Source organism: Pseudomonas sp. KH_046_2 (assembly GCF_057838985.1).
Genome location: NZ_CM174480.1, coordinates 60,766 through 79,994 on the forward strand (window position 1 = coordinate 60,766; position 19,229 = coordinate 79,994).

A 19,229-nucleotide genomic window follows, 5' to 3' on the forward strand; every position below is an offset into this window, starting at 1 on the left:
CCCGATAAGGAGAACAATAAATGGCAACTCATGAACATTATTACGTTCCGGCCCAGAGCAAATGGCCGATCATCGCCACGGTCGGGATGTTCGTCACGGTGTTTGGCCTGGCCACCTGGTTCAACGATCTGAAAGCGGCGCGTCCGGAATCCCACGGCCCGCTGATCTTTTTCGTCGGTGGCCTGTTGGTGGCCTACATGCTGTTCGGCTGGTTCGGTACGGTGATCAAGGAAAGTCGCGGCGGCTTGTACAGCGCACAGATGGATCGCTCGTTCCGCTGGGGCATGAGCTGGTTCATTTTCTCGGAGGTGATGTTCTTCATCGCCTTTTTTGGCGCGCTGTTTTATGTCCGTCATATCTCCGGGCCGGCGCTCGGTGGTGAAGGCGCCAAAGGCATGGCGCACATGCTGTGGCCGAACTTCCAGTTCACCTGGCCGCTGCTGAGCAACCCCGACTCGAAACTGTTTCCGCCGCCCAAGGAGGTCATCAGCCCGTGGGGCCTGCCGTTGCTCAACACCGTGTTGCTGGTCAGTTCCAGCGTGACCGTGACCATCGGCCACCATGCCTTGAAAAAGGGCCATCGCGGCGCACTGAAACTCTGGCTGGCGCTCACCGTATTGCTCGGCGGTGCGTTCCTCACCTTCCAGGCCGAAGAGTACATTCACGCCTACCGTGAACTGGGTCTGACCCTGGGTTCGGGCATCTACGGCGCGACCTTCTTCATGCTCACCGGGTTCCACGGCGCCCACGTGACCATCGGCACCATCATCCTGTTCGTGATGCTGGTGCGGATCATGCGCGGGCACTTCGACAACGAGCACCAGTTCGGTTTCGAAGCGGCAACCTGGTACTGGCACTTCGTGGATGTGGTGTGGATCGGGCTGTTTGTTTTCGTCTATGTGCTCTAAAGCAGCTACAGCTACCAGGGGGCATTGGAAACCAGCTGGCCGCTGAAAAAGCCCCAGGTGATCAGACCCAGGGTAATGGCGGCCAGCGTGACACGCACACTCAAGGCAATGACGAGGCGGTTTGAGCGGCTGTCGTCCTTGACCAGAAAAAACAGGCCGCTGAACAGGCTGACAACCGTGGCAATCAGCATCAGGACGATGGCTGCTTTGAGCATGGTGAGACTCCGGGGGGATAAGCGATGCACTTGAGTATAGCTATCGCGATGACCGACTTTCTGGCGATGCCATGAAGCGCTTTCGGCCGGGTATCGTGCCAACGCTGGTGGTGGCCCTTTTGCTGCCGTTACTGGTGTCCCTGGGGTTCTGGCAATTGAGCCGGGGGGCGGAGAAAAGCGCGCTGCTGCAAACCTACGCCGAGCGCCGGGCCGCCGAGCCGATGGCCAGCACCGAATTGCAACACACGCCAGACCCGGCCTTCCGTCGGGTTCACCTGTACGGCCAATTCGATGTCGAACACAGCCTGCTGCTGGATAACAGTCAACGCAACGGCAAGGTCGGCGTCGAGCTGTTGCAACCCTTTCACGATCAGGCATCCGGGCTTTGGTTGCTGGTCAATCGCGGCTGGCTGCCGTGGCCGGAGCGCCGCACACCACCGCAATTCAAGACACCTGGCGAAGCAGTCAGCCTCGACGCGTGGGTCTACGTCTCCCCCGGCGCGACGTTCCAATTGCACGCAGATCCCACAACGTTGACATGGCCGAAGCTGATTACGGCCGTTGAGCCAGACAAACTCTGGACAGCACTGAACCGTGAAGGGTTTGCCTACGAACTGCGCGCCGAAACCGGCCCCGCCACCTATCAGGCCGACTGGCCGGTAGTCGCCACGGGCCCGGAAAAACACATCGCTTATGCCGTGCAGTGGTTCGCCATGGCGATCGCCCTGTTCGGTCTTTATCTCTATCTCGGCTGGCACAACGCAAAGGAGAAACACCATGGGAGCGGCCATGAATCCACCCAGCACGTCTGAGGCGAAACCGTCGGTGAACCGGCGCAAGGGCCGTATGCAACTGCTGCTGATCCTGCTCGGGGTGATCGGTCCGATGATCCTCGCCACCGGCATGTACAAGCTGAATTTCTGGGTGCCCGAGGGCCGCAGTTATCACGGCGAACTGATCGGCAACGGCCAGACCCGCGCGGACATCGGCGTGCAGGCCCAGGAAGAGCGTTGGCAGATACTGGTGACCGCGCCCAAGGATTGCGCGGTGGACTGCCAGCAACTGGTGTATCTGGCGCGGCAAATCCAGATCGGCCTGGGCCGCGATGCGTCCCGCGCCAGCCATGCGTTGGCTGCCGCGCAGACGCTGAACAGCGATTACGAGTCTAAACTTCAACGCGAGTACCCGCAGTTGCAACGCTATTCACTGGACTTGCCTGCCTACACAAAAGGCGCTCAGAGCAATGACGCGCCGCACCTGTGGATCATCGACCCCCACGGCAATCTGGTGCTGCGCTACGACCCGTCGGTCAAGGGCAAGGACCTGCTCAACGATCTGCGCCACCTGCTGAAACTGTCGAACATCGGATAAGGGCATCGTCATGGCCAAGCCTGGATTTCGCCTCGCGTTGTTTGCCACCTTGCTGGCACTGATTGTGGTGTTGCTCGGCGCCTACACCCGCCTGACCCACGCCGGCCTCGGCTGCCCGGACTGGCCGGGCTGCTACGGCTTCATCAGCGTGCCGAAAAGCGAAGCCCAGCTGGCCCATGCCGAATTGCATTTCCCGGACGCTCCGGTCGAGGCCCACAAGGGCTGGAACGAGATGGTCCACCGCTACTTCGCGGGCACGCTGGGGCTGTTGATCGCGGTGTTGGCCGGTCGTTCGTGGGTGCATCGCCGCCATCCCGGGCAGCCGGTGAAGCTGCCGTTGTTTCTGTTGGCGGTGGTTGTTGGCCAGGCCGCGTTCGGCATGTGGACGGTAACGCTCAAGCTCTGGCCGCAGGTGGTCACCGGGCATTTGCTGGGCGGCTTCGCGACCTTGAGCCTGCTGTTTCTGCTGACCTTGCGCCTGTCCGGCGTACTGCCGGCGCTGACCGTGCCACGACGTTTGCAGCACTGGGCGACGGCGGGGCTGTTGCTGGTGATCGGGCAAATCGCCCTCGGTGGCTGGGTCAGTTCCAACTATGCCGCGGTGGCCTGTATCGACTTCCCGACCTGTCACGGGCAGTGGTTGCCAGCGGCGGACTTCGCCAATGGCTTTCACCTGACCCAGCACATCGGTCCGAACTATCTTGGCGGGCAACTGGACAGCGACGCCCGTACGGCCATTCACCTGACCCATCGCATCGGTGCGTTGCTGGTCACCCTGGTATTGCTCGGTCTGGCCTGGCAACTGAAAGCAGTCGGCATGACGCGCCTGGCTGGCCTGGTGCTGATCGCCCTTGGCGCACAAATCACCCTGGGCATCAGCAACGTGCTGTTCCATCTGCCGCTGCCGGTGGCCGTCGCGCATAACGCGGGCGGCGCGGCGCTGTTGCTGACCATGGTGCTGGTCAATTACCACGCCCGAACCAGTCTGGTCCGGGTCAAGCAAGCGCGCTGGCACTTCAGCCCGCGTAAACACTCAGCCGGGCCCATAACAATAAAAGGAGAGATGCCATGGCGATTCTGATCGGCGAACGTCCCAGTCAGGCGATCTGGCGTGACTACCTGGAACTGACCAAACCCAAAGTCGTGGTGCTGATGCTCATCACTTCACTGGTGGGGATGTTCCTCGCGACCCGCGCCGGGGTGCCGTGGACGGTGCTGATTTTCGGCAACCTGGGCATCGCCCTGTGTGCCGGTGGCGCGGCGGCGGTCAATCATGTGGTGGACCGGCGCATCGACGCGGTGATGGCGCGTACCCACAAACGGCCGCTCGCCGAAGGCCGGGTTTCGCCGACCGCCGCGCTGACGTTCGCGCTGGTATTGGCGGTCCTCGGGCAAGCCATGCTGCTGGCATTCACCAACCCGCTGACTGCGTGGCTGACCCTCGCCTCGTTGCTTGGCTACGCGGTGGTCTACACCGGATTCCTCAAGCGCGCGACCCCGCAGAACATCGTCATCGGTGGTCTGGCCGGTGCCGCGCCGCCATTGCTTGGTTGGACCGCCGCCACCGGTCACGTCAGCGCCGAACCGCTGTTGCTGGTGCTGATCATCTTCGCCTGGACCCCGCCACACTTCTGGGCGCTGGCGATCCATCGCAAGGAGGAATACGCCAAGGCCGACATCCCGATGCTGCCGGTCACCCATGGCGAGCACTACACCAAGATTCACATCCTGCTTTATACCTTCGCATTGCTTGCCGTCAGCCTGATGCCTTATGTGATCCACATGAGCGGCACGCTCTACCTGGTCTGCGCGCTCGGGCTGGGTGCGCGGTTTCTGCAATGGGCCGTGGTGCTGTACCGTGGCACTCGGCCGCACGCGGCGATCAACACGTTCAAGTACTCTATTTACTACTTGTTCCTGCTGTTTATCGCCCTGCTCGTAGACCACTACCTATTGTTGAACCTATGACTCGAACCCAGAAAACCGTCTTCATACTCGTCGCCCTGGTCGCACTGATCCTGGGCCTGACCGTCAACAAGGTGCTGTCCGGGAAAAACCAGGGCGATCCGACGGCGCTGATCGACGCCGGCATCATCTTGCTGCCGCAGAGCCGTAATCTGCCGGACGTGACGATGACCAACCAGGACGGCCAGCCGGTCGCGATCAATGAATTGAAAGGCAAGTGGAGCCTGCTGTTCTTCGGCTACACCTTCTGCCCGGACATCTGCCCGACCACCCTCGCCCAGTTGCGGCAGATCAAGAGTGAGTTGCCGCCCGAGGCTGTGGATAAATTGCAGATCGTGCTGGTCAGCGTCGATCCGAACCGCGATACGCCCAAGCAGCTCAAGCAGTACCTGGGCTACTTCGACCCGCAGTTCATCGGCCTGACACCGGCGTCGACCGATGAGCTGCAAACGATCGCCAACGCGGTGAGCATTCCATTCATTCCTGCGGACACCAGCAAGCCCAACTACACCGTTGACCACAGCGGCAACCTCGCCGTGATTGGGCCGGATGGGACGCAGCGTGGGTTTATTCGGGCGCCGTTGAATAATGCGAAGCTGGTGGCGCAGCTGCCGGTGATGCTCAAGCGTCAATAACAGCACCACAGGGGGGCTGTGTTTCGGGCACAAAAAAGGGGCGTATTCGATGCGCCCCTTTTTTGTTGCTTTCAGCCAATCAGAACGCCGGCACCACCGCGCCTTTGTACTTCTCGAGAATGAAGGCCTTCACTTGCGGGCTGTGCAGGGCAGCGACCAGTTTCTTCATCGCGTCGCTGTCCTTGTCGTCCGGGCGAGCCACCAGAATGTTCACGTAAGGCGAGTCGCTGCCTTCGATGAACAGCGCGTCCTTGGCCGGATCGAGCTTGGCTTCCAGCGCGTAGTTGGTGTTGATCAGCGCCAGGTCGACCTGGGTCAGCACGCGCGGGATGGTGGCGGCTTCCAGTTCGCGGAACTTCAGGTTTTTCGGATTTGCGGTGATGTCCTTGACGGTCGACAGGATGTTGTTCGCATCCTTCAACTGGATCACGCCGGCCTTTTGCAGCAGCAACAGCGCACGGCCGCCGTTGGTGGCGTCATTCGGGATCACTACGGTGGCGGTGCTTGGCAGCTCATCCAGTTTTTTGTACTTGCTGGAGTATGCGCCCAAAGGCTCCAGGTGCACGCCAGCCACGGAAACCAGGTGAGTGCCCTTGGCCTTGTTGAACTCATCCAGGTACGGCTGGTGCTGGAAGAAGTTGGCGTCCAGGCGCTTTTCCGCGACCTGTACGTTCGGCTGGATGTAGTCGGTGAAGACCTTGACCTTCAGGTCCACGCCTTCTTTGGCCAGGGCCGGCTTCACGAATTCGAGGATCTCGGCGTGCGGAACCGGAGTGGCCGCGACGGTCAGGGTTTCAGCGTGGGCAGAGAATGCCGCAACGGCCGCGAAGGCCACGAGTAGTTTTTTCATTCAGCTAACTCCTTGTGTGGCGCCGGTTTCCGGCACCTGCCAGCGAATGGCCGGCTCATGTCTTATTTACGGGAGAAATGCACAACCAATTTGTCGCCAACGGTTTGCAGTACCTGGACCAGTACCAGCAGCAACACCACGGTCACCACCATCACATCGGTCTGGAAACGCTGGTAGCCGAAGCGGATCGCCAGGTCACCCAGGCCACCGGCGCCCACGACACCGGCCATCGCCGTGTAGGACACCAGTGTAATGGCTGTCACCGTAATCGCCGCGAAGATGCCCGGCCGCGCCTCCGGCAGCAAGGCATTGGTGATGATCTGTCGTGTGGTCGCGCCCATGGCCTGGGTCGCTTCGATGATGCCGCGATCCACTTCACGCAGGGCGGTTTCCACCAGGCGGGCGAAGAACGGCGTGGCACCCACCACCAGCGGCGGGATCGCACCGGCGACACCCAGGGACGTGCCGGTGATCAACACGGTGAACGGGATCATCACGATCAACAGGATGATGAACGGCAGCGAACGCAGAATGTTCACCACCAACGACAACATCGCGTAGACGCCTTTGGCTTCCAGCAACTGGCGCGGGCTGCACAGGAACAGCAGCACGCCCAGGGGCAAGCCGAGCAGCACGGTGAACAGCAGCGAACCGCCGAGCATCAGCATCGTGTCGCCGGTGGCCAGCCAGATTTCGAACCAGTCGATATTGGCGAAGAAACTTGTCAGGGCTTCCATTAGCGCAGCACCTCCATGTGGACGTCGGCTGCGGTGAAGCGGGCAAAGGCCGCTTCCATGTCACCGCCGGTCACGGCCAGGGTCAGTTGCCCGTAAGGGATGTCTTTGATGCGGTCGATACGACCGGCCAGGATGCTGTAGTCCACACCGGTTTCCCGGGCGACAGTGCCCAGCAGAGGCGCGTAGGTCGCTTCGCCCTGGAAGGTCAGACGCACGATGCGGCCCGGTACGTGAGCGAAGTCGTCACGCTGTTCGCTTTCGTCGATCTGCTCGTCTTCTTGCACGAAGCGTTTGGTGGTCGGGTGCTTCGGATGCAGGAACACCTCGGCCACGGAGCCTTGCTCGACGATCACGCCGGCGTCCATCACGGCTACCTGGTCGCAGACCCGACGGATCACGTCCATCTCGTGGGTGATCAACACGATGGTCAGTTTCAGCTCGCGGTTGATCTCGGCCAGCAATTGCAGGACCGATGCGGTGGTTTGCGGGTCGAGGGCGCTGGTGGCTTCATCGCACAGCAGGATTTTTGGCTTGGTCGCCAACGCACGGGCAATGCCGACACGCTGCTTTTGACCGCCGGACAATTGTGCCGGGTACTTTTTCGCGTGGTCGGACAAACCGACCCGCGCCAGCAACTCGGCCACGCGCGAATCGATCTCGCTGCGCGACAGCTCGCCGGCCAGGGTCAGCGGCAGCGCGACGTTGTCGGCGACAGTCTTTGAGGCCAGCAGGTTGAAGTGCTGGAAAATCATCCCGACTTGCTGACGGAAGCGGCGCAGGCCGTTGGCGTCGAGTGCGGTGACTTCTTCACCGTCGACGATGATCTTGCCGCCGCTGGCATTTTCCAGGCGATTGATCAGACGCAGCAGGGTACTTTTTCCTGCGCCGGAATGACCGATCAAGCCGTAAACCTGCCCATTCTCAATCGTCAGACTGGTCGGATGCAGGGCGGGGATTTCCTTACCGGCGACGCGGTAGGTTTTATGGACGTTTTGAAACTCGATCACGTAGCGAACCTTGTGGGGCGCGTTAGAAAAGGATCAGCGGTTAGCCGGGCGCGCATTTTAGCCTGTCCGTATAGAGGTTCTTAGCATTTATTTCGCAATTGTCCTGTCATTTGGCAATAACGCGATCAAAGGTCAGAAAAAAGGAACGGCTGAAGAAGCGCGCCCAAGGCCGAAGGCAACTTCGACTGGTGGGCAGCATCGGGTTTGGGATAGAGAGGCGAAGGCCAAGGCGATTCAGGCCTGAGAGCTTTACTGCCAGATAGGACGCCTTCGCGGGCAAGCCCGCTCCCACAGGGTTCCGGGTTGGTCACTTACTTTGTGGCTAACTCGGACATTGTGGGGGCGGGCTTGCCCGCGAAGCTTTTCAGGGTTTCCGAGGGCTCAGAACCATCTGCGCCGGAACACTGCGCAAAATCTGCCGCTCGAGCTTCAGATCAAACTCGGGATCGAGTTTCTTCACCCGTTTGGTCAGCAAGTTAGCCAGCCAGGGGTAATCGTTGGTGCGTGGAGCCTGAATGCTTACGTCGCATTGAAAATTCACCACATCGGCGGCGATGGCATCCAGTTGGCGACGCAGTTTGCCCATATCGTTGATATTCAGCACGACAGTGGTGCTTTCAGCCGTCAGGTCGATGACCTTGGCTTTTGGCTTGGCTTCGGCAGCCTTGAGGGCGGCTTCGGCTTTTTCCAACTCGGCCTTGCGCGCCTGGGCAATCGAGCCGTTGACTCCGCCGGTCAGTGCCGGAGCCTTGGGCATCAACGCGCGGGCACGGCTCAGGGCGGTCGCTGCGGCATCCACGTCACCCTTTTGCAGCACGCTCTGGCTGCGGCGCAGATAGGCTTCGGCCAGTTGCCGCTGGTATTGCTCAAGGGACGCATCGTTGGGCGATTCGGCCTGCAAGGCTGCCAATTGGTCTTCGGCGATGGCCAGTTCATCGCTGGCGATGTTTTGTTCCAGCTGCACGATGGCCGTGGCCCGTGCATCAGCGGCCTCGGTGGCCGCCGGTGGCGTGCTTTGGCAGGCGCCCAGCAGCAAAGAAAATGCGACAAGGAGCAGATAACGGGAGGCGAACGACTTCATTCCTGCGACTCTCTATTTGCGCAAAAAACGAGCAAGTCTACACCCCTCGACGGGGCAGAACAAAACTCAGCAGAAATAGGGCGGCGGCCGTCACCACAATCGACGGACCGGCCGGGGTGTCCTTGAACCAGGACAGCGCCAGCCCGCCACACACGGCGAGTATGCCCAGCAGGCTCGCGCCCAGTGCCATCTGCTCCGGCGAACGGGCGTGACGTTGTGCCGCAGCCGCCGGGATGATCAGCAACGAAGTGATCAGCAATACGCCGACGATTTTCATCGCCACGGCAATCACTACGGCGATCAACAGCATCAGCGCCAGGCGCAACCCCGCTACCGGCAGGCCTTCGACCCTGGCCAGTTCTTCGTGCACCGTGATCGCCAGCAATGGGCGCCACAACGTAACCAGCAAGGCCAGTACCGCAGCGCTGCCACCAAGGATCCAGGCCAGATCGGTCGGACTGATCGCCAGCAGGTCACCGAACAGATAGGCCATCAGGTCGATCCGCACTTCGTGCATGAAGCTTAGTACCACCAGGCCTAGAGAGAGCGTGCTGGGTGCGAGAATTCCCAAAAGCGTGTCGGATGCCAGCGGCTGGCGTTGTTGCAAGGTCACCAGCATCACCGCCAACAGCAAGCAGCCTACGGTCACGGCAACGGCCGGGCTGACATCCAGCAGGAAGCCCAGGGCCACGCCGAGCAATGCCGCGTGGGACAGGGTGTCGCCGAAATAGGCCATGCGCCGCCAGACCACGAAAGAGCCCAGCGGGCCTGCGACAACGGCCAGGGCCAAGCCTGCAAGCAGGGCGTAGAGCAGAAAATCAGCCATGCTTGCAGCTATCTCCGTGAACATGGGGTTGGCCCGAGGCGGGCGCCTTGACCACCGAGCCATGCAAGTCGTGGGCGTGGTCGTGATGGTGGTGATAAATCGCCAGGCTTTGTGCGTTTTTTCCGAACAGCTCGACGAAAGCCGGATCGCCGCTGACCTGCTCGGGATGGCCGGAGCAGCAGACGTGACGATTGAGGCAAACCACCTGATCCGTGGTGCTCATCACCAGATGCAAATCGTGGGAGACCATCAGCACGCCGCAACCATGACGGTCACGCAGGCGGGTGATCAGGCTGTACAGCTCGGCCTGGCCGGCCACGTCGACACCCTGCACCGGTTCGTCGAGTACCAGCAGTTCCGGTTCGCGCAACAAGGCACGGGCCAGCAACACGCGTTGCATTTCGCCACCGGAAACGCTTTGCACCGGGCTGTCGATCACCTGTTCGGCGCCGACTTCCTTGAGTGCCGCCAAAGCCATCGCACGGTCCACGCCCGGTACAAGGCGCAAAAAACGCAAGACCGACAACGGCAGGGTCGGATCGACATGAAGTTTCTGCGGCATGTAACCGACCCGCAGTTTCGGCTTGCGCCAGACGCTGCCGCTGTCCGGTTTCAACAGGCCGAGCACGGCACGCACCAGTGTGGTTTTGCCAGCACCGTTGGGGCCGATAAGGGTAACGATCTGCCCCGGCTCGACGCTCAGCTCGATGTTGTCCAGCACCGGTTGCCCGGCGAACGTGACGGCAACCTGCTCAAGACGGATCAGCGCGTTGCTCATCAAGCCCCCTGGCAACCCGAGCAGAGGCCGACCACTTCGACGGTCTGGCCTTCGACGACAAACCCGACATCCCTGGCGCTGGCGATGATTGCGTCGCTGATGGATTTTTGCTCAAGTTCGATCGCGGCGTGGCACGCACGGCAGATCAGGAACTGACCCTGGTGGGCATGTTCAGGGTGATTGCAGCCGATGAAGGCATTGAGCGAGGAAATCCGGTGGACCAAGCCGTTTTCCAGCAGGAAATCCAGCGCGCGGTACACCGTCGGCGGCGCGGCACGGCGGCCGTCCTGTTCGCTGAGAACCGCGAGAATGTCGTAGGCACCCAAGGGCTTGTGGCTTTGCCACACCAGTTCCAGCACTCGCCGGCGCAACGCGGTCAGGCGCAGCCCTTGACGTGCGCACAGGGCATCGGCCTCGGACAACGCGCTGTGAACGCAATGCGAGTGGTCGTGGGGGCGGCTGGCGATCGGTGTTTTTAGCATGAGCGGCGACGAGTTTTGTGAGAGACGTTATTATGTTACCCGTTCTCGCCTCTTCGAGTGGTCATCGTGTCCCGACTTTTTTCTGTTTTTGTCGCATTTATCGCAAGTTTTCTGCTGATCGGTTCGGCGCAAGCCGAGGTCAAGGTCCTGACCAGCATCAAGCCACTGCAGTTGATCGCCGCGGCGGTGCAGGACGGCGTGGCGATCCCCGAGGTTTTACTGCCACCGGGTGCCTCACCGCATAACTATGCGTTGCGCCCTTCCGACGTACGCAAGGTGCAATCGGTGGACCTGCTGTACTGGATCGGCCCGGACATGGAGGGTTTCCTGCCACGGGTGCTCAATGGTCGTACGTTGCCCAACGTCGCCGTGCAGGATTTGCCGGGCATGAAACTGCGCCGATTTGCCGAAGATAGCCACTCCCACGCCGAAGAAGCCGAAGAAGCCGACGACCACGACCACGATCACCGTCCGGGCAGCCTGGATGCGCACCTGTGGCTGTCGCCGGTCAACGCCCGGGTCATCGCCACGAAAATGGCGGCTGACCTGAGTGCCGCCGATCCTGCAAATGCCACGCGCTATCAGAGCAATCTGAAAGCCTTTGACGAGCGTCTCGATGCGTTGGATGCGCGCCTGAAGAAACGCCTGGCCGATGTTCAGGGCAAGCCCTACTTCGTTTTCCACGAAGCCTTCGACTACTTCGAAGACGCCTACGGCCTCAAGCACGTGGGTGTGTTCAGCGTCGCGGCCGAAGTGCAACCCGGTGCCCAGCATGTCGCGGCGATGCGCGCGCGTTTGCAGGAAGTCGGCAAGACCTGCGTGTTCAGCGAACCACCGCTGCGGCCGCGCCTGGCGGAAACCCTGGTGGCGGGGTTGCCGGTGAAACTGGCTGAACTGGATGCGCTGGGCGGGTACACGCCGGCGACTGCTCAGGGCTATGAGCAGCTGTTGGAAAAGTTGGGGAATGATCTGGCGGGGTGCCTGGAGTCGTTGTAACCGACACCAGACCTGTGGCGAGGGGGCTTGCCCCCGTTGGAGCGCGTAGCGCTCCCATGCGATCTATCAGACAGATCCATGGGGGCCGCTTCGCTGCCCAACGGGGGCAAGCCCCCTCGCCACAATTTAAAGGGCGAAAGGCAACGGCGTATTGACCGTCTGGCGCTGCGCCAGACGCAACTGGAACTCCATCGGATCGTGAATCAACACATCCTGCCCGGCGAACGACTCCGCCGCGATCAAGCGTGACAACCAGAACCGTACGCAAGCCACCCGCAGCAGGGTCGGCCACATCTCGGCTTCGGCGGCGGTGAACGGTCGCAAGGCCGCGTAAGCGCCCAGCAAGGCCCGCGCTCGCGGTCCATTGATTACGCCATCGTCGTCCGAGCACCAGTCGTTCAAGGCAATCGCCACGTCGTAGAGCATCGGCCCGGAGCAGGCGTTGTAGAAATCGATCAGCCCGGTCAGGTGAGTGCCTTCGAACATCGCGTTGTCGCGGAACAGGTCGGCGTGAATATTCGCCCGCGGCAGTGCCAGGATTTTTTCTTTTTGCCGGGTGATTTCTTCCAGCGCTCGTTGCAGCAGGTCTTTCTGCTCGGCATCGAGGTGCGACAAAAATTGCGTGCCCTCTTCCAGCATCCAGTCCAGGCCACGATCGGTTTTGCGCTTGATCATGTTGGCTTGGGTCGCCAGGTGCAGATGGCCGAGCAACTCACCCACCTGCGCGCAATGTTGCGCGTTGGCTTGCTTGATGTGCTTGCCGGCCAGGCGCGGTTGCAGCAGCGCAGGTTTGCCCGCCAGTTCGCGCAAGGCCACGCCGTCGGTGGTGCGCAAGGCGTAAGGCACCGGCAGGTCGGCGCCGTGCAGTACGTCGAGCAGTTCGATGAAGAACGGCATCTCCTGAACCGGACCGCGCTCGACCAGGGTCAGGACAAATTCGCCCTGCTCCAGGCTGATAAAGAAATTGGTATTTTCGCTACCGGCGGCAATCCCCTGGAAATCAAGCAGGCGGCCGAGGCCATAAGGGGCGAGAAAAGCTTCCAGCTCGGGCCGAGCCAGGGGGGTGAACACAGACATGTTTAAGCTGCCAGTACGGGCGCCGCTGTTGAGCCGGCGCCGATTAAAGTTAAGGACGACTTACCATTTAAAAATTTCCCACGCCGGAATCAGCATATCCGGGTAATCCGAGCGGATGAAGTTACCGTCCGACCCGTCGGCGCGCACGAGAAAATATGGCTTGCCGCCTTTGGGAGTGACTTTGATCGCATACAGGAAGCCGTTTTGGCGGTACTCCTGAATGAGCTTGTCTCCTTCCGTGCGGATCGTGACATCCGGGTCTGCCGATGGGGCGTCATCCGCCGCCATGACGGCCAAAGGTGTGATTGCAAACAAGCCAGCCAGCAACAGGCGATTTAGTGTGCGCATGATAACCTTGTCCCTTTGTCGTCAACGGTCCCGCTATTCTAGCGCCGGACCCGCCGAAAAGGTTGATCCTGCTCATGAGCCAAGCCCCCCTCGTCCTGGTGGACGGTTCTTCTTACCTGTATCGCGCCTTTCACGCGCTGCCGCCGCTGACCACGTCCAAAGGCCTGCCGACCGGTGCGGTCAAGGGCGTGTTGAACATGCTCAAGAGCCTGCGCAAGCAATATCCGGATAGTCCGTTCGCCGTGGTGTTCGACGCCAAGGGTGGGACTTTTCGCGATGACATGTACGCCGAATACAAGGCCAACCGTCCGAGCATGCCTGACGACATGCGCGTGCAGATCGAGCCACTGCACCAGAGCGTGATCGCCCTTGGCTTCCCGCTGCTGTGCGTCGAAGGTGTGGAGGCCGATGACGTGATCGGCACCCTGGCCCGCAGCAGCGCGGCGGCGGATCGTCCGGTGATCATCTCCACCGGTGACAAGGACATGGCGCAACTGGTCGACGGTCACATTACCTTGGTCAACACCATGACCGGTAGCAGCATGGACGTGGAGGGCGTGAAGGAGAAATTCGGCGTCGCTCCGGAGCAGATCATCGATTATCTGGCGCTCATGGGCGATTCTTCCGACAACATTCCGGGTGTTCCGGGTATCGGCCCGAAGACGGCTTCCGGCCTGCTGGTCGGTGTGAACGGGGGGCTGACCGAGCTCTATGCGCAGCTCGACATCGTGCCGACCCTGCCGATTCGCGGCGCCAAGACCCTGCCGGCCAAGCTCGAAGAACACAAGGAAATGGCTTTCCTTTCCTATCAGCTGGCGACCATCAAGGTCGACGTGCCGCTGGACGTTGGGCTCGACGACTTGCAAATGGGTCCTGAAGATCCGGCCAAACTCTACGAGCTGTACACCCTGCTGGAGTTCAAGAGCTGGCTGAACGACCTTGATCGCGACGCCAAACGCCTGGAACTGAGCGCTGCCGCCGAGCCTGCACCGGCCGCCGATCTGTTCAGCGAACCAGAGGCCGAAGCACCGGCCGCCGCTGCTGAAGTCGCCTATGAAACCATCCTCGATCAAGCGCGGTTCGATGCCTGGCTGGAAAAACTGAACAACGCCAAGCTGTTTGCCTTCGACACCGAAACCACCGGCATCGATGCGCAGCAGGCGCAACTGGTGGGTCTGTCGCTCGCAGTTCAGGCCAACGAAGCGGCCTACATCCCATTGACCCATTCCTACATTGGCGTGCCGCAGCAGCTGGACCGCGACACGGTCCTGCGCGCGCTCAAGCCGATTCTGGAAAATCCGAACAAGCTCAAGGTCGGCCAGCACGCCAAGTTCGACATGAATATCCTGGCCAACTGCGCCATCGGCGGCGATCAGGACAATGGCATTACCGTGCGTGGCATCGCCTTCGACACCATGCTCGAGTCCTATGTGCTCAACTCCACGGCCACGCGCCATGACATGGACAGCCTGGCGCAGAAGTATCTGGACCACACCACGGTGAGTTTCCAGGACATCGCCGGCAAAGGCGTGAAGCAGCTGACGTTCGATCAGATCGCCCTGGAGCAGGCCGGGCCTTACGCCGCCGAAGATGCGGATATCACCTTGCGTCTGCACCAGACCCTGTTCGAAAAGCTCTCGGCCATTCCAAGCCTGGCCAGTGTGCTGACCGACATCGAAATCCCGTTGGTGCCGGTATTGGCGCGTATCGAGCGCCAGGGTGCATTCGTCGACGCCGCCTTGTTGGGCGTGCAAAGCATCGAGCTGGGCGACAAGATGGTGGCGCTGGAGCGTGAAGCCTTCGAGATTGCCGGCGAGGAATTCAACCTCGGTTCGCCCAAGCAACTTGGCGTGATCCTTTACGAGAAGCTCGGCCTGCCGGTGTTGAAGAAAACCGCCAAGGGCCAGCCATCCACCGCGGAAGAAGTGCTGGCCAAACTGGCGGAAGACGACTATCGATTGCCGAAAGTGCTCATGGAATACCGCTCCATGAGCAAGCTGAAAAGCACCTACACCGACCGTCTGCCGGAGCAGATCAACCCGCGTACCGGGCGGATCCATACCTCGTACCACCAGGCTGTGGCGTCCACCGGGCGGCTGTCCTCCAGCGATCCGAACCTGCAGAACATCCCGGTGCGCACCGCCGAAGGGCGGCGCATCCGCCAGGCCTTCGTGGCCCCGACCGGTTACAAGCTGCTGGCGGCGGACTATTCGCAGATCGAACTGCGGATCATGGCGCACCTGTCCCGGGATGAGGGACTGATGAACGCCTTCCGCCACAATCTGGACGTACACACCGCAACCGCCGCCGAAGTGTTCAAGGTCGAACTGGCCGAAGTGACTTCCAACCAGCGCCGCAGCGCCAAGGCGATCAACTTCGGCCTGATCTACGGCATGGGCGCGCAGAAACTCGGCAAGGACATCGGTGTCGACACCAAGACCGCCAAGGCCTACATCGATACCTACTTCGCCCGGTACCCCGGCGTTCGCCAGTACATGGACCGCACGCGTGCCCAGGCCGCCGAGCAAGGTTATGTCGAGACCTTCTTCGGCCGTCGCCTGTACCTGCCGGACATCAACTCCAACAAGCCGCAAGAGCGCGCCGCCGCCGAACGCACGGCGATCAACGCACCGATGCAAGGCACCGCTGCAGACATCATCAAGAAAGCCATGGTCGCGGTGGATAACTGGCTGACCGCGTCGGGCCTCGACGCCAAAGTCATCTTGCAGGTGCACGATGAACTGGTGCTCGAGGTGCGTGAAGACCTGGTCGACCAGGTTCGCGATGAAATTCGCGTGCACATGAGCGAGGCGGCAAAACTGGATGTGCCGTTGCTGGTCGAAGTGGGTGTTGGAAATAATTGGGATGAGGCTCACTGAGCCTTCTTGTAGGAGCGAGCTTGCTCGCGATGGAGTGTCAGACACATCGATTTCGACTGAAATTCCATCGTCGGAACGCCGCCCGGAGCAAGCTCGCTCCTACAGAAAATTGTCGTGTTCTGTTGCGGCATAGTGCCGCGGCAGAAGGGCGCAAAAAACCGCTTGGTCCGGAGGGTTATCAGAGTTATTTCAAAGCTATCTGAAAAAAATCTGAACTAATCTTGCACGCCACCACTCAGAGTTACTGAATGGCTGGTGAAGCCCTTCGATGCTCCTATGTTGTGTTAAGTGTTGGCAGATATCTGGACCCCGCCCTAGCGGTCTAGAGCTTCAACCCCGGAACTTCTCCCTCCCCATATGAAGCCCGGGGTTTTTTTTGCCCAGAGAAAACTGCCTGCGTGCGCCGCAGGCAGTTTTCGGCACTTACTGAGCTTCTGCTTCGGCACCCTTGTCCGCCAGCTCCATCCAGCCAGCCAGTACGGTGTAGGCATCTTCCAGGCCCATGCGTTTCGGGGCCGAAAACAGCTGGATTGTCACCAGATCGCCCCAGCCCTTGCGGATTTCCGCCTGAACCTTGAGCAGCGTGTTCTTGGCCGCGCCATAGGTCAGCTTGTCCGCTTTGGTCAGCAGAATGTGCATCGGCATGCCGGCAGCCACGGCCCAGTCGAGCATCAGCAGGTCGAAATCGGTCATCGGATGGCGGATGTCCATCATCAGGATCAGACCTTTCAAACTCTCGCGACCACCCAGATATGCCTCCAGGTGACGCTGCCAGTGTTGCTTGAGCGGGATCGGTACTTTTGCATAACCGTAACCCGGCAGGTCGACCAGACGGCGTTCATCGTCTAGCTTGAAGAAGTTCAACAGCTGTGTGCGCCCCGGGGTTTTCGAGGTGCGCGCCAGGCTGGCGTGGGTCAGGGTGTTCAAGGCACTCGACTTGCCGGCGTTGGAACGCCCGGCGAAGGCGACTTCGAAGCCTTCGTCATCCGGACATTGGTCGACTTTGGCGGCGCTGAGCATGAAGGTGGACTGTTGGCACAGACCGAGGATGGGATTCTTGAGTTGCATGGGATTTCCGATGTGGGCGGCGCCAGGAATGGGTGCGGCAAGCAGTGTCGCTTCCGTTTCAGTGACGCCAGTATATAATGCCGCAGATTTTGTGTGCGCTTTGTCCCAGCGTAGGATGAAGTTCACGAGAGCGACAGACCTTGATTGCGCACTAGAACGCAGCTCGCTCTCAACCCTGAAAAGGTCGTTTTATGACGAAATGGCTGCTAGCTGCCGGTGTCTTGATGCCGCTTTACAGCGCTCAGGCTACACAGGATCCGGAAGCTGTGTACAACCGTGTTTGTGGTGCCTGTCATTCCGGCCAACTCCCCATGGCGCCGAAAAAAGGCGATCAGGAAGCTTGGACGCCGAGGTTGGCGAAAGGTATGGAGACGCTGGTGCAACACGTGACCCAGGGTTTCAAGGCGATGCCGCCGCGTGGTTTGTGCATGGACTGCAGTGCCGAGGATTACCAAGCCATCATCCTTTGGATGAGCGAGTAAGCCCGGTCCATAACTCTTAACCCTTAGCCGTAGTTGGATTAGCTGATGAAGAAATTGATCGTGAGTCTGCTGTTGACCGTGGGCATCTCCGGCATGGCCCATGCTGCAGGTGAGGCAGTACAACCGGGTGATGCAAAAGCCGGCCAGGCCAAAGCCGCCGTCTGTGGCGCCTGCCACGGCCCGGATGGCAACAGCATGGCGCCAAACTTTCCAAAACTGGCAGGTCAGGGTGAACGCTACCTGACCAAGCAATTGCACGACATCAAGTCGGGCAAGCGCACCGTTCTGGAAATGACCGGCCTGCTGACCAACCTGAGCGATCAGGACCTGGCGGACATCTCCGCCTACTTCGCCAGCCAGAAAGGCAGCGTCGGTGCCGCCGATCCGAAGATCGTCGCTCGCGGTGAAGCCCTGTTCCGTGGTGGTGACCTGGCCAAGGGCCTGCCATCCTGCACCGGTTGCCACTCGCCAAATGGCGCAGGTAACGCGGCTGCCGGTTTCCCGCACTTGGGTGGCCAGCACGCTCAATACGTCGGCAAGCAACTGGTCGATTTCCGCAAGGAAGAAGGCGGCCGCACCAACGACGGCGATACCAAGCCCATGCAGAGCATTGCCAAGAAGCTGAGCGACGAAGACATCGCCGCGGTGTCCAGCTACATTCAGGGCCTGCACTAAGGCTGGCTGATCGGGCGTTGAACGGGGTGCTTATCACCTGCAACGTTAACGCTCGATTAATCCGTTGCAACGAGTATAAAAAGGGTGGCTTTGGCCGCCCTTTTTTGTGGCCGCTGCCGTTACACTACAGAACTCAAGCCCGCCAGGACCTGTCTGATAACAGGTCGCGCGAGGCGAAAAAATTTGTCCAGGAGTGAAGCATGCGTAATCTGATCATCAGCGCCGTTTTTGCCGCTGCCAGCCTGTTCGGCATGACTGCCCAGGCCGCTGACGCCCCCGCCGCACCTTATGTCGAACTGACCAATCCGGTTCCGGTCGCCGTGCCTGGCAAGATCGAAGTGGTGGAGCTGTTCTGGTACGGCTGCCCGCATTGCTACGCCTTCGAGCCAGTGATCAATCCTTGGGTCGAGAAGCTGCCTTCCGACGTGAACTTCGTCCGTATTCCCGCCATGTTCGGTGGCCCTTGGAATGCACATGGCCAGATGTTCCTGACCCTCGAAGCGATGGGTGTCGAACACAAGGTCCATACTGCGGTGTTCGAAGCGATCCAGAAAGAACATAAAAAGCTGACCGACAAGAATGACATGGCAGATTTCCTGGCCACACAGGGCGTCGACAAGGATAAATTCCTGGCGACCTTCGATTCTTTCGCCATCAAAGGCCAAATCAACAAAGCCACTGAATTGGCCAAAAAATATGAAATCACCGGTGTTCCAACCTTGATCGTCAACGGCAAGTATCGCTTCGACGTGGGTTCTGCCGGCGGTGCCGAACAGGCCCTGCAACTGGCCGACAAACTGATCGACAAAGAGCGAGCGGCTAACAAGGCTGCCGCCAACTAAGGGCAGT

Annotated in this window: 22 protein-coding genes; 11 read left to right on the top strand and 11 right to left on the bottom strand. The window is 60.5% G+C overall.

Features of this window, described 5'->3' with window-relative positions; all coding sequences use genetic code 11:
* The first annotated feature begins 20 nt into the window (after window positions 1-20).
* Window positions 21-908 carry a cytochrome c oxidase subunit 3 gene (locus AC3IX1_RS00290; protein WP_489386686.1) on the top strand — a complete coding sequence of 296 codons (888 nt, stop codon included), beginning with the start codon at window positions 21-23 and terminating at the stop codon, window positions 906-908.
* A gap of 11 nt (window positions 909-919) precedes the next feature.
* Here AC3IX1_RS00290 and AC3IX1_RS00295 read toward each other — a convergent pair whose 3' ends face one another.
* Window positions 920-1,123, bottom strand: coding sequence for a twin transmembrane helix small protein (locus AC3IX1_RS00295; protein ID WP_489317805.1), 204 nt, complete (start codon window positions 1,121-1,123; stop codon window positions 920-922).
* A gap of 71 nt (window positions 1,124-1,194) precedes the next feature.
* Here AC3IX1_RS00295 and AC3IX1_RS00300 point away from each other — a divergent pair, with 71 nt between their 5' ends.
* From AC3IX1_RS00300 to AC3IX1_RS00320, 5 genes are read left to right on the top strand one after another with little or no spacing between them, the layout of a single operon-like run.
* Window positions 1,195-1,935, top strand: coding sequence for an SURF1 family protein (locus AC3IX1_RS00300; protein ID WP_489386687.1), 741 nt, complete (start codon window positions 1,195-1,197; stop codon window positions 1,933-1,935).
* Window positions 1,901-2,494 carry a hypothetical protein gene (locus AC3IX1_RS00305; protein WP_489386688.1) on the top strand — a complete coding sequence of 198 codons (594 nt, stop codon included), beginning with the start codon at window positions 1,901-1,903 and terminating at the stop codon, window positions 2,492-2,494. Before AC3IX1_RS00300 ends, AC3IX1_RS00305 begins: the two co-directional genes overlap by 35 nt.
* Before the next feature lie 10 nt (window positions 2,495-2,504).
* Window positions 2,505-3,575: a COX15/CtaA family protein gene (locus AC3IX1_RS00310; protein WP_489386689.1), complete on the top strand. Its 1,071-nt coding sequence runs from the start codon at window positions 2,505-2,507 to the stop codon at window positions 3,573-3,575.
* Window positions 3,563-4,462 (top strand): heme o synthase, encoded by a 900-nt coding sequence (cyoE, locus tag AC3IX1_RS00315; protein WP_008045805.1) that lies wholly within the window; start codon window positions 3,563-3,565, stop codon window positions 4,460-4,462. Before AC3IX1_RS00310 ends, cyoE begins: the two co-directional genes overlap by 13 nt.
* Window positions 4,459-5,094 (top strand): SCO family protein, encoded by a 636-nt coding sequence (locus AC3IX1_RS00320; RefSeq protein WP_489386690.1) that lies wholly within the window; start codon window positions 4,459-4,461, stop codon window positions 5,092-5,094. The genes cyoE and AC3IX1_RS00320 overlap by 4 nt, the downstream gene beginning before the upstream one ends.
* 79 nt (window positions 5,095-5,173) lie before the next feature.
* On the opposite strand, the gene AC3IX1_RS00325 is transcribed toward AC3IX1_RS00320, so the two are convergent.
* The 7 genes from AC3IX1_RS00325 to zur all read right to left on the bottom strand — a co-directional run bounded on the left by AC3IX1_RS00325 (window position 5,174) and on the right by zur (window position 10,855).
* Window positions 5,174-5,944, bottom strand: coding sequence for a MetQ/NlpA family ABC transporter substrate-binding protein (locus AC3IX1_RS00325; protein ID WP_489386691.1), 771 nt, complete (start codon window positions 5,942-5,944; stop codon window positions 5,174-5,176).
* Window positions 5,945-6,006: 62 nt separating this feature from the next.
* On the bottom strand, window positions 6,007-6,681 hold the full coding sequence (locus tag AC3IX1_RS00330; protein ID WP_056726718.1) for a methionine ABC transporter permease: 675 nt from the start codon (window positions 6,679-6,681) through the stop codon (window positions 6,007-6,009).
* On the bottom strand, window positions 6,681-7,688 hold the full coding sequence (locus AC3IX1_RS00335) for a methionine ABC transporter ATP-binding protein (protein ID WP_053152858.1): 1,008 nt from the start codon (window positions 7,686-7,688) through the stop codon (window positions 6,681-6,683). Before AC3IX1_RS00335 ends, AC3IX1_RS00330 begins: the two co-directional genes overlap by 1 nt.
* A gap of 364 nt (window positions 7,689-8,052) precedes the next feature.
* The gene (locus AC3IX1_RS00340; protein ID WP_489386692.1) at window positions 8,053-8,769 is read right to left on the bottom strand and encodes a PA5502 family lipoprotein; all 717 of its coding nucleotides are present in this window, start codon (window positions 8,767-8,769) and stop codon (window positions 8,053-8,055) included.
* 37 nt (window positions 8,770-8,806) lie between these two features.
* Window positions 8,807-9,595 (bottom strand): zinc ABC transporter permease subunit ZnuB, encoded by a 789-nt coding sequence (gene znuB / locus AC3IX1_RS00345; protein ID WP_489386693.1) that lies wholly within the window; start codon window positions 9,593-9,595, stop codon window positions 8,807-8,809.
* A complete protein-coding gene (gene znuC, locus AC3IX1_RS00350) occupies window positions 9,588-10,373 on the bottom strand; it encodes a zinc ABC transporter ATP-binding protein ZnuC (RefSeq protein WP_007989407.1) in 786 nt (261 codons plus the stop codon). Before znuC ends, znuB begins: the two co-directional genes overlap by 8 nt.
* On the bottom strand, window positions 10,373-10,855 hold the full coding sequence (gene zur, locus AC3IX1_RS00355; RefSeq protein WP_056726713.1) for a zinc uptake transcriptional repressor Zur: 483 nt from the start codon (window positions 10,853-10,855) through the stop codon (window positions 10,373-10,375). The genes znuC and zur overlap by 1 nt, the downstream gene beginning before the upstream one ends.
* Window positions 10,856-10,921: 66 nt before the next feature.
* Between zur and znuA the strand changes: the two genes are divergently transcribed.
* Window positions 10,922-11,851, top strand: a complete 930-nt coding sequence (znuA, locus tag AC3IX1_RS00360) for a zinc ABC transporter substrate-binding protein ZnuA (protein WP_489386694.1) — start codon at window positions 10,922-10,924, stop codon at window positions 11,849-11,851.
* Between the two features lie 126 nt (window positions 11,852-11,977).
* On the opposite strand, the gene AC3IX1_RS00365 is transcribed toward znuA, so the two are convergent.
* Complete coding sequence (locus tag AC3IX1_RS00365) at window positions 11,978-12,928, bottom strand: homoserine kinase (protein WP_489386695.1); 951 nt, start codon at window positions 12,926-12,928, stop codon at window positions 11,978-11,980.
* A gap of 60 nt (window positions 12,929-12,988) precedes the next feature.
* Window positions 12,989-13,276, bottom strand: coding sequence for a DUF2782 domain-containing protein (locus AC3IX1_RS00370; RefSeq protein ID WP_046042673.1), 288 nt, complete (start codon window positions 13,274-13,276; stop codon window positions 12,989-12,991).
* Window positions 13,277-13,350: 74 nt separating this feature from the next.
* Between AC3IX1_RS00370 and polA the strand changes: the two genes are divergently transcribed.
* Window positions 13,351-16,155, top strand: a complete 2,805-nt coding sequence (gene polA / locus AC3IX1_RS00375; RefSeq protein WP_489386696.1) for a DNA polymerase I — start codon at window positions 13,351-13,353, stop codon at window positions 16,153-16,155.
* Window positions 16,156-16,578: 423 nt separating this feature from the next.
* Here the strand turns inward: polA and yihA are convergent, their stop codons facing one another.
* Complete coding sequence (gene yihA, locus AC3IX1_RS00380) at window positions 16,579-17,223, bottom strand: ribosome biogenesis GTP-binding protein YihA/YsxC (RefSeq protein ID WP_046042671.1); 645 nt, start codon at window positions 17,221-17,223, stop codon at window positions 16,579-16,581.
* A gap of 191 nt (window positions 17,224-17,414) precedes the next feature.
* Here yihA and AC3IX1_RS00385 point away from each other — a divergent pair, with 191 nt between their 5' ends.
* The 3 genes from AC3IX1_RS00385 (at window position 17,415) to AC3IX1_RS00395 (ending at window position 19,222) form a co-directional block, all read left to right on the top strand.
* Window positions 17,415-17,705 carry a c-type cytochrome gene (locus AC3IX1_RS00385; RefSeq protein ID WP_008002190.1) on the top strand — a complete coding sequence of 97 codons (291 nt, stop codon included), beginning with the start codon at window positions 17,415-17,417 and terminating at the stop codon, window positions 17,703-17,705.
* Between the two features lie 45 nt (window positions 17,706-17,750).
* A complete protein-coding gene (locus AC3IX1_RS00390) occupies window positions 17,751-18,380 on the top strand; it encodes a c-type cytochrome (protein WP_489386697.1) in 630 nt (209 codons plus the stop codon).
* 200 nt (window positions 18,381-18,580) lie between these two features.
* A complete protein-coding gene (locus AC3IX1_RS00395) occupies window positions 18,581-19,222 on the top strand; it encodes a thiol:disulfide interchange protein DsbA/DsbL (protein WP_489386698.1) in 642 nt (213 codons plus the stop codon).
* The last annotated feature ends 7 nt before the right edge of the window (window positions 19,223-19,229 follow it).

Coding starts and splice junctions, on each gene's coding strand:
- AC3IX1_RS00290 (WP_489386686.1), top strand. CDS start 21: ATGGCAACTCATGAACATTATTACGTTCCGGCCCAGAGCAAATGGCCG.
- AC3IX1_RS00295 (WP_489317805.1), bottom strand. CDS start 1,123: ATGCTCAAAGCAGCCATCGTCCTGATGCTGATTGCCACGGTTGTCAGC.
- AC3IX1_RS00300 (WP_489386687.1), top strand. CDS start 1,195: ATGAAGCGCTTTCGGCCGGGTATCGTGCCAACGCTGGTGGTGGCCCTT.
- AC3IX1_RS00305 (WP_489386688.1), top strand. CDS start 1,901: ATGGGAGCGGCCATGAATCCACCCAGCACGTCTGAGGCGAAACCGTCG.
- AC3IX1_RS00310 (WP_489386689.1), top strand. CDS start 2,505: ATGGCCAAGCCTGGATTTCGCCTCGCGTTGTTTGCCACCTTGCTGGCA.
- cyoE (WP_008045805.1), top strand. CDS start 3,563: ATGGCGATTCTGATCGGCGAACGTCCCAGTCAGGCGATCTGGCGTGAC.
- AC3IX1_RS00320 (WP_489386690.1), top strand. CDS start 4,459: ATGACTCGAACCCAGAAAACCGTCTTCATACTCGTCGCCCTGGTCGCA.
- AC3IX1_RS00325 (WP_489386691.1), bottom strand. CDS start 5,944: ATGAAAAAACTACTCGTGGCCTTCGCGGCCGTTGCGGCATTCTCTGCC.
- AC3IX1_RS00330 (WP_056726718.1), bottom strand. CDS start 6,681: ATGGAAGCCCTGACAAGTTTCTTCGCCAATATCGACTGGTTCGAAATC.
- AC3IX1_RS00340 (WP_489386692.1), bottom strand. CDS start 8,769: ATGAAGTCGTTCGCCTCCCGTTATCTGCTCCTTGTCGCATTTTCTTTG.
- znuB (WP_489386693.1), bottom strand. CDS start 9,595: ATGGCTGATTTTCTGCTCTACGCCCTGCTTGCAGGCTTGGCCCTGGCC.
- znuC (WP_007989407.1), bottom strand. CDS start 10,373: ATGAGCAACGCGCTGATCCGTCTTGAGCAGGTTGCCGTCACGTTCGCC.
- zur (WP_056726713.1), bottom strand. CDS start 10,855: ATGCTAAAAACACCGATCGCCAGCCGCCCCCACGACCACTCGCATTGC.
- AC3IX1_RS00365 (WP_489386695.1), bottom strand. CDS start 12,928: ATGTCTGTGTTCACCCCCCTGGCTCGGCCCGAGCTGGAAGCTTTTCTC.
- AC3IX1_RS00370 (WP_046042673.1), bottom strand. CDS start 13,276: ATGCGCACACTAAATCGCCTGTTGCTGGCTGGCTTGTTTGCAATCACA.
- polA (WP_489386696.1), top strand. CDS start 13,351: ATGAGCCAAGCCCCCCTCGTCCTGGTGGACGGTTCTTCTTACCTGTAT.
- yihA (WP_046042671.1), bottom strand. CDS start 17,223: ATGCAACTCAAGAATCCCATCCTCGGTCTGTGCCAACAGTCCACCTTC.
- AC3IX1_RS00385 (WP_008002190.1), top strand. CDS start 17,415: ATGACGAAATGGCTGCTAGCTGCCGGTGTCTTGATGCCGCTTTACAGC.
- AC3IX1_RS00390 (WP_489386697.1), top strand. CDS start 17,751: ATGAAGAAATTGATCGTGAGTCTGCTGTTGACCGTGGGCATCTCCGGC.
- AC3IX1_RS00395 (WP_489386698.1), top strand. CDS start 18,581: ATGCGTAATCTGATCATCAGCGCCGTTTTTGCCGCTGCCAGCCTGTTC.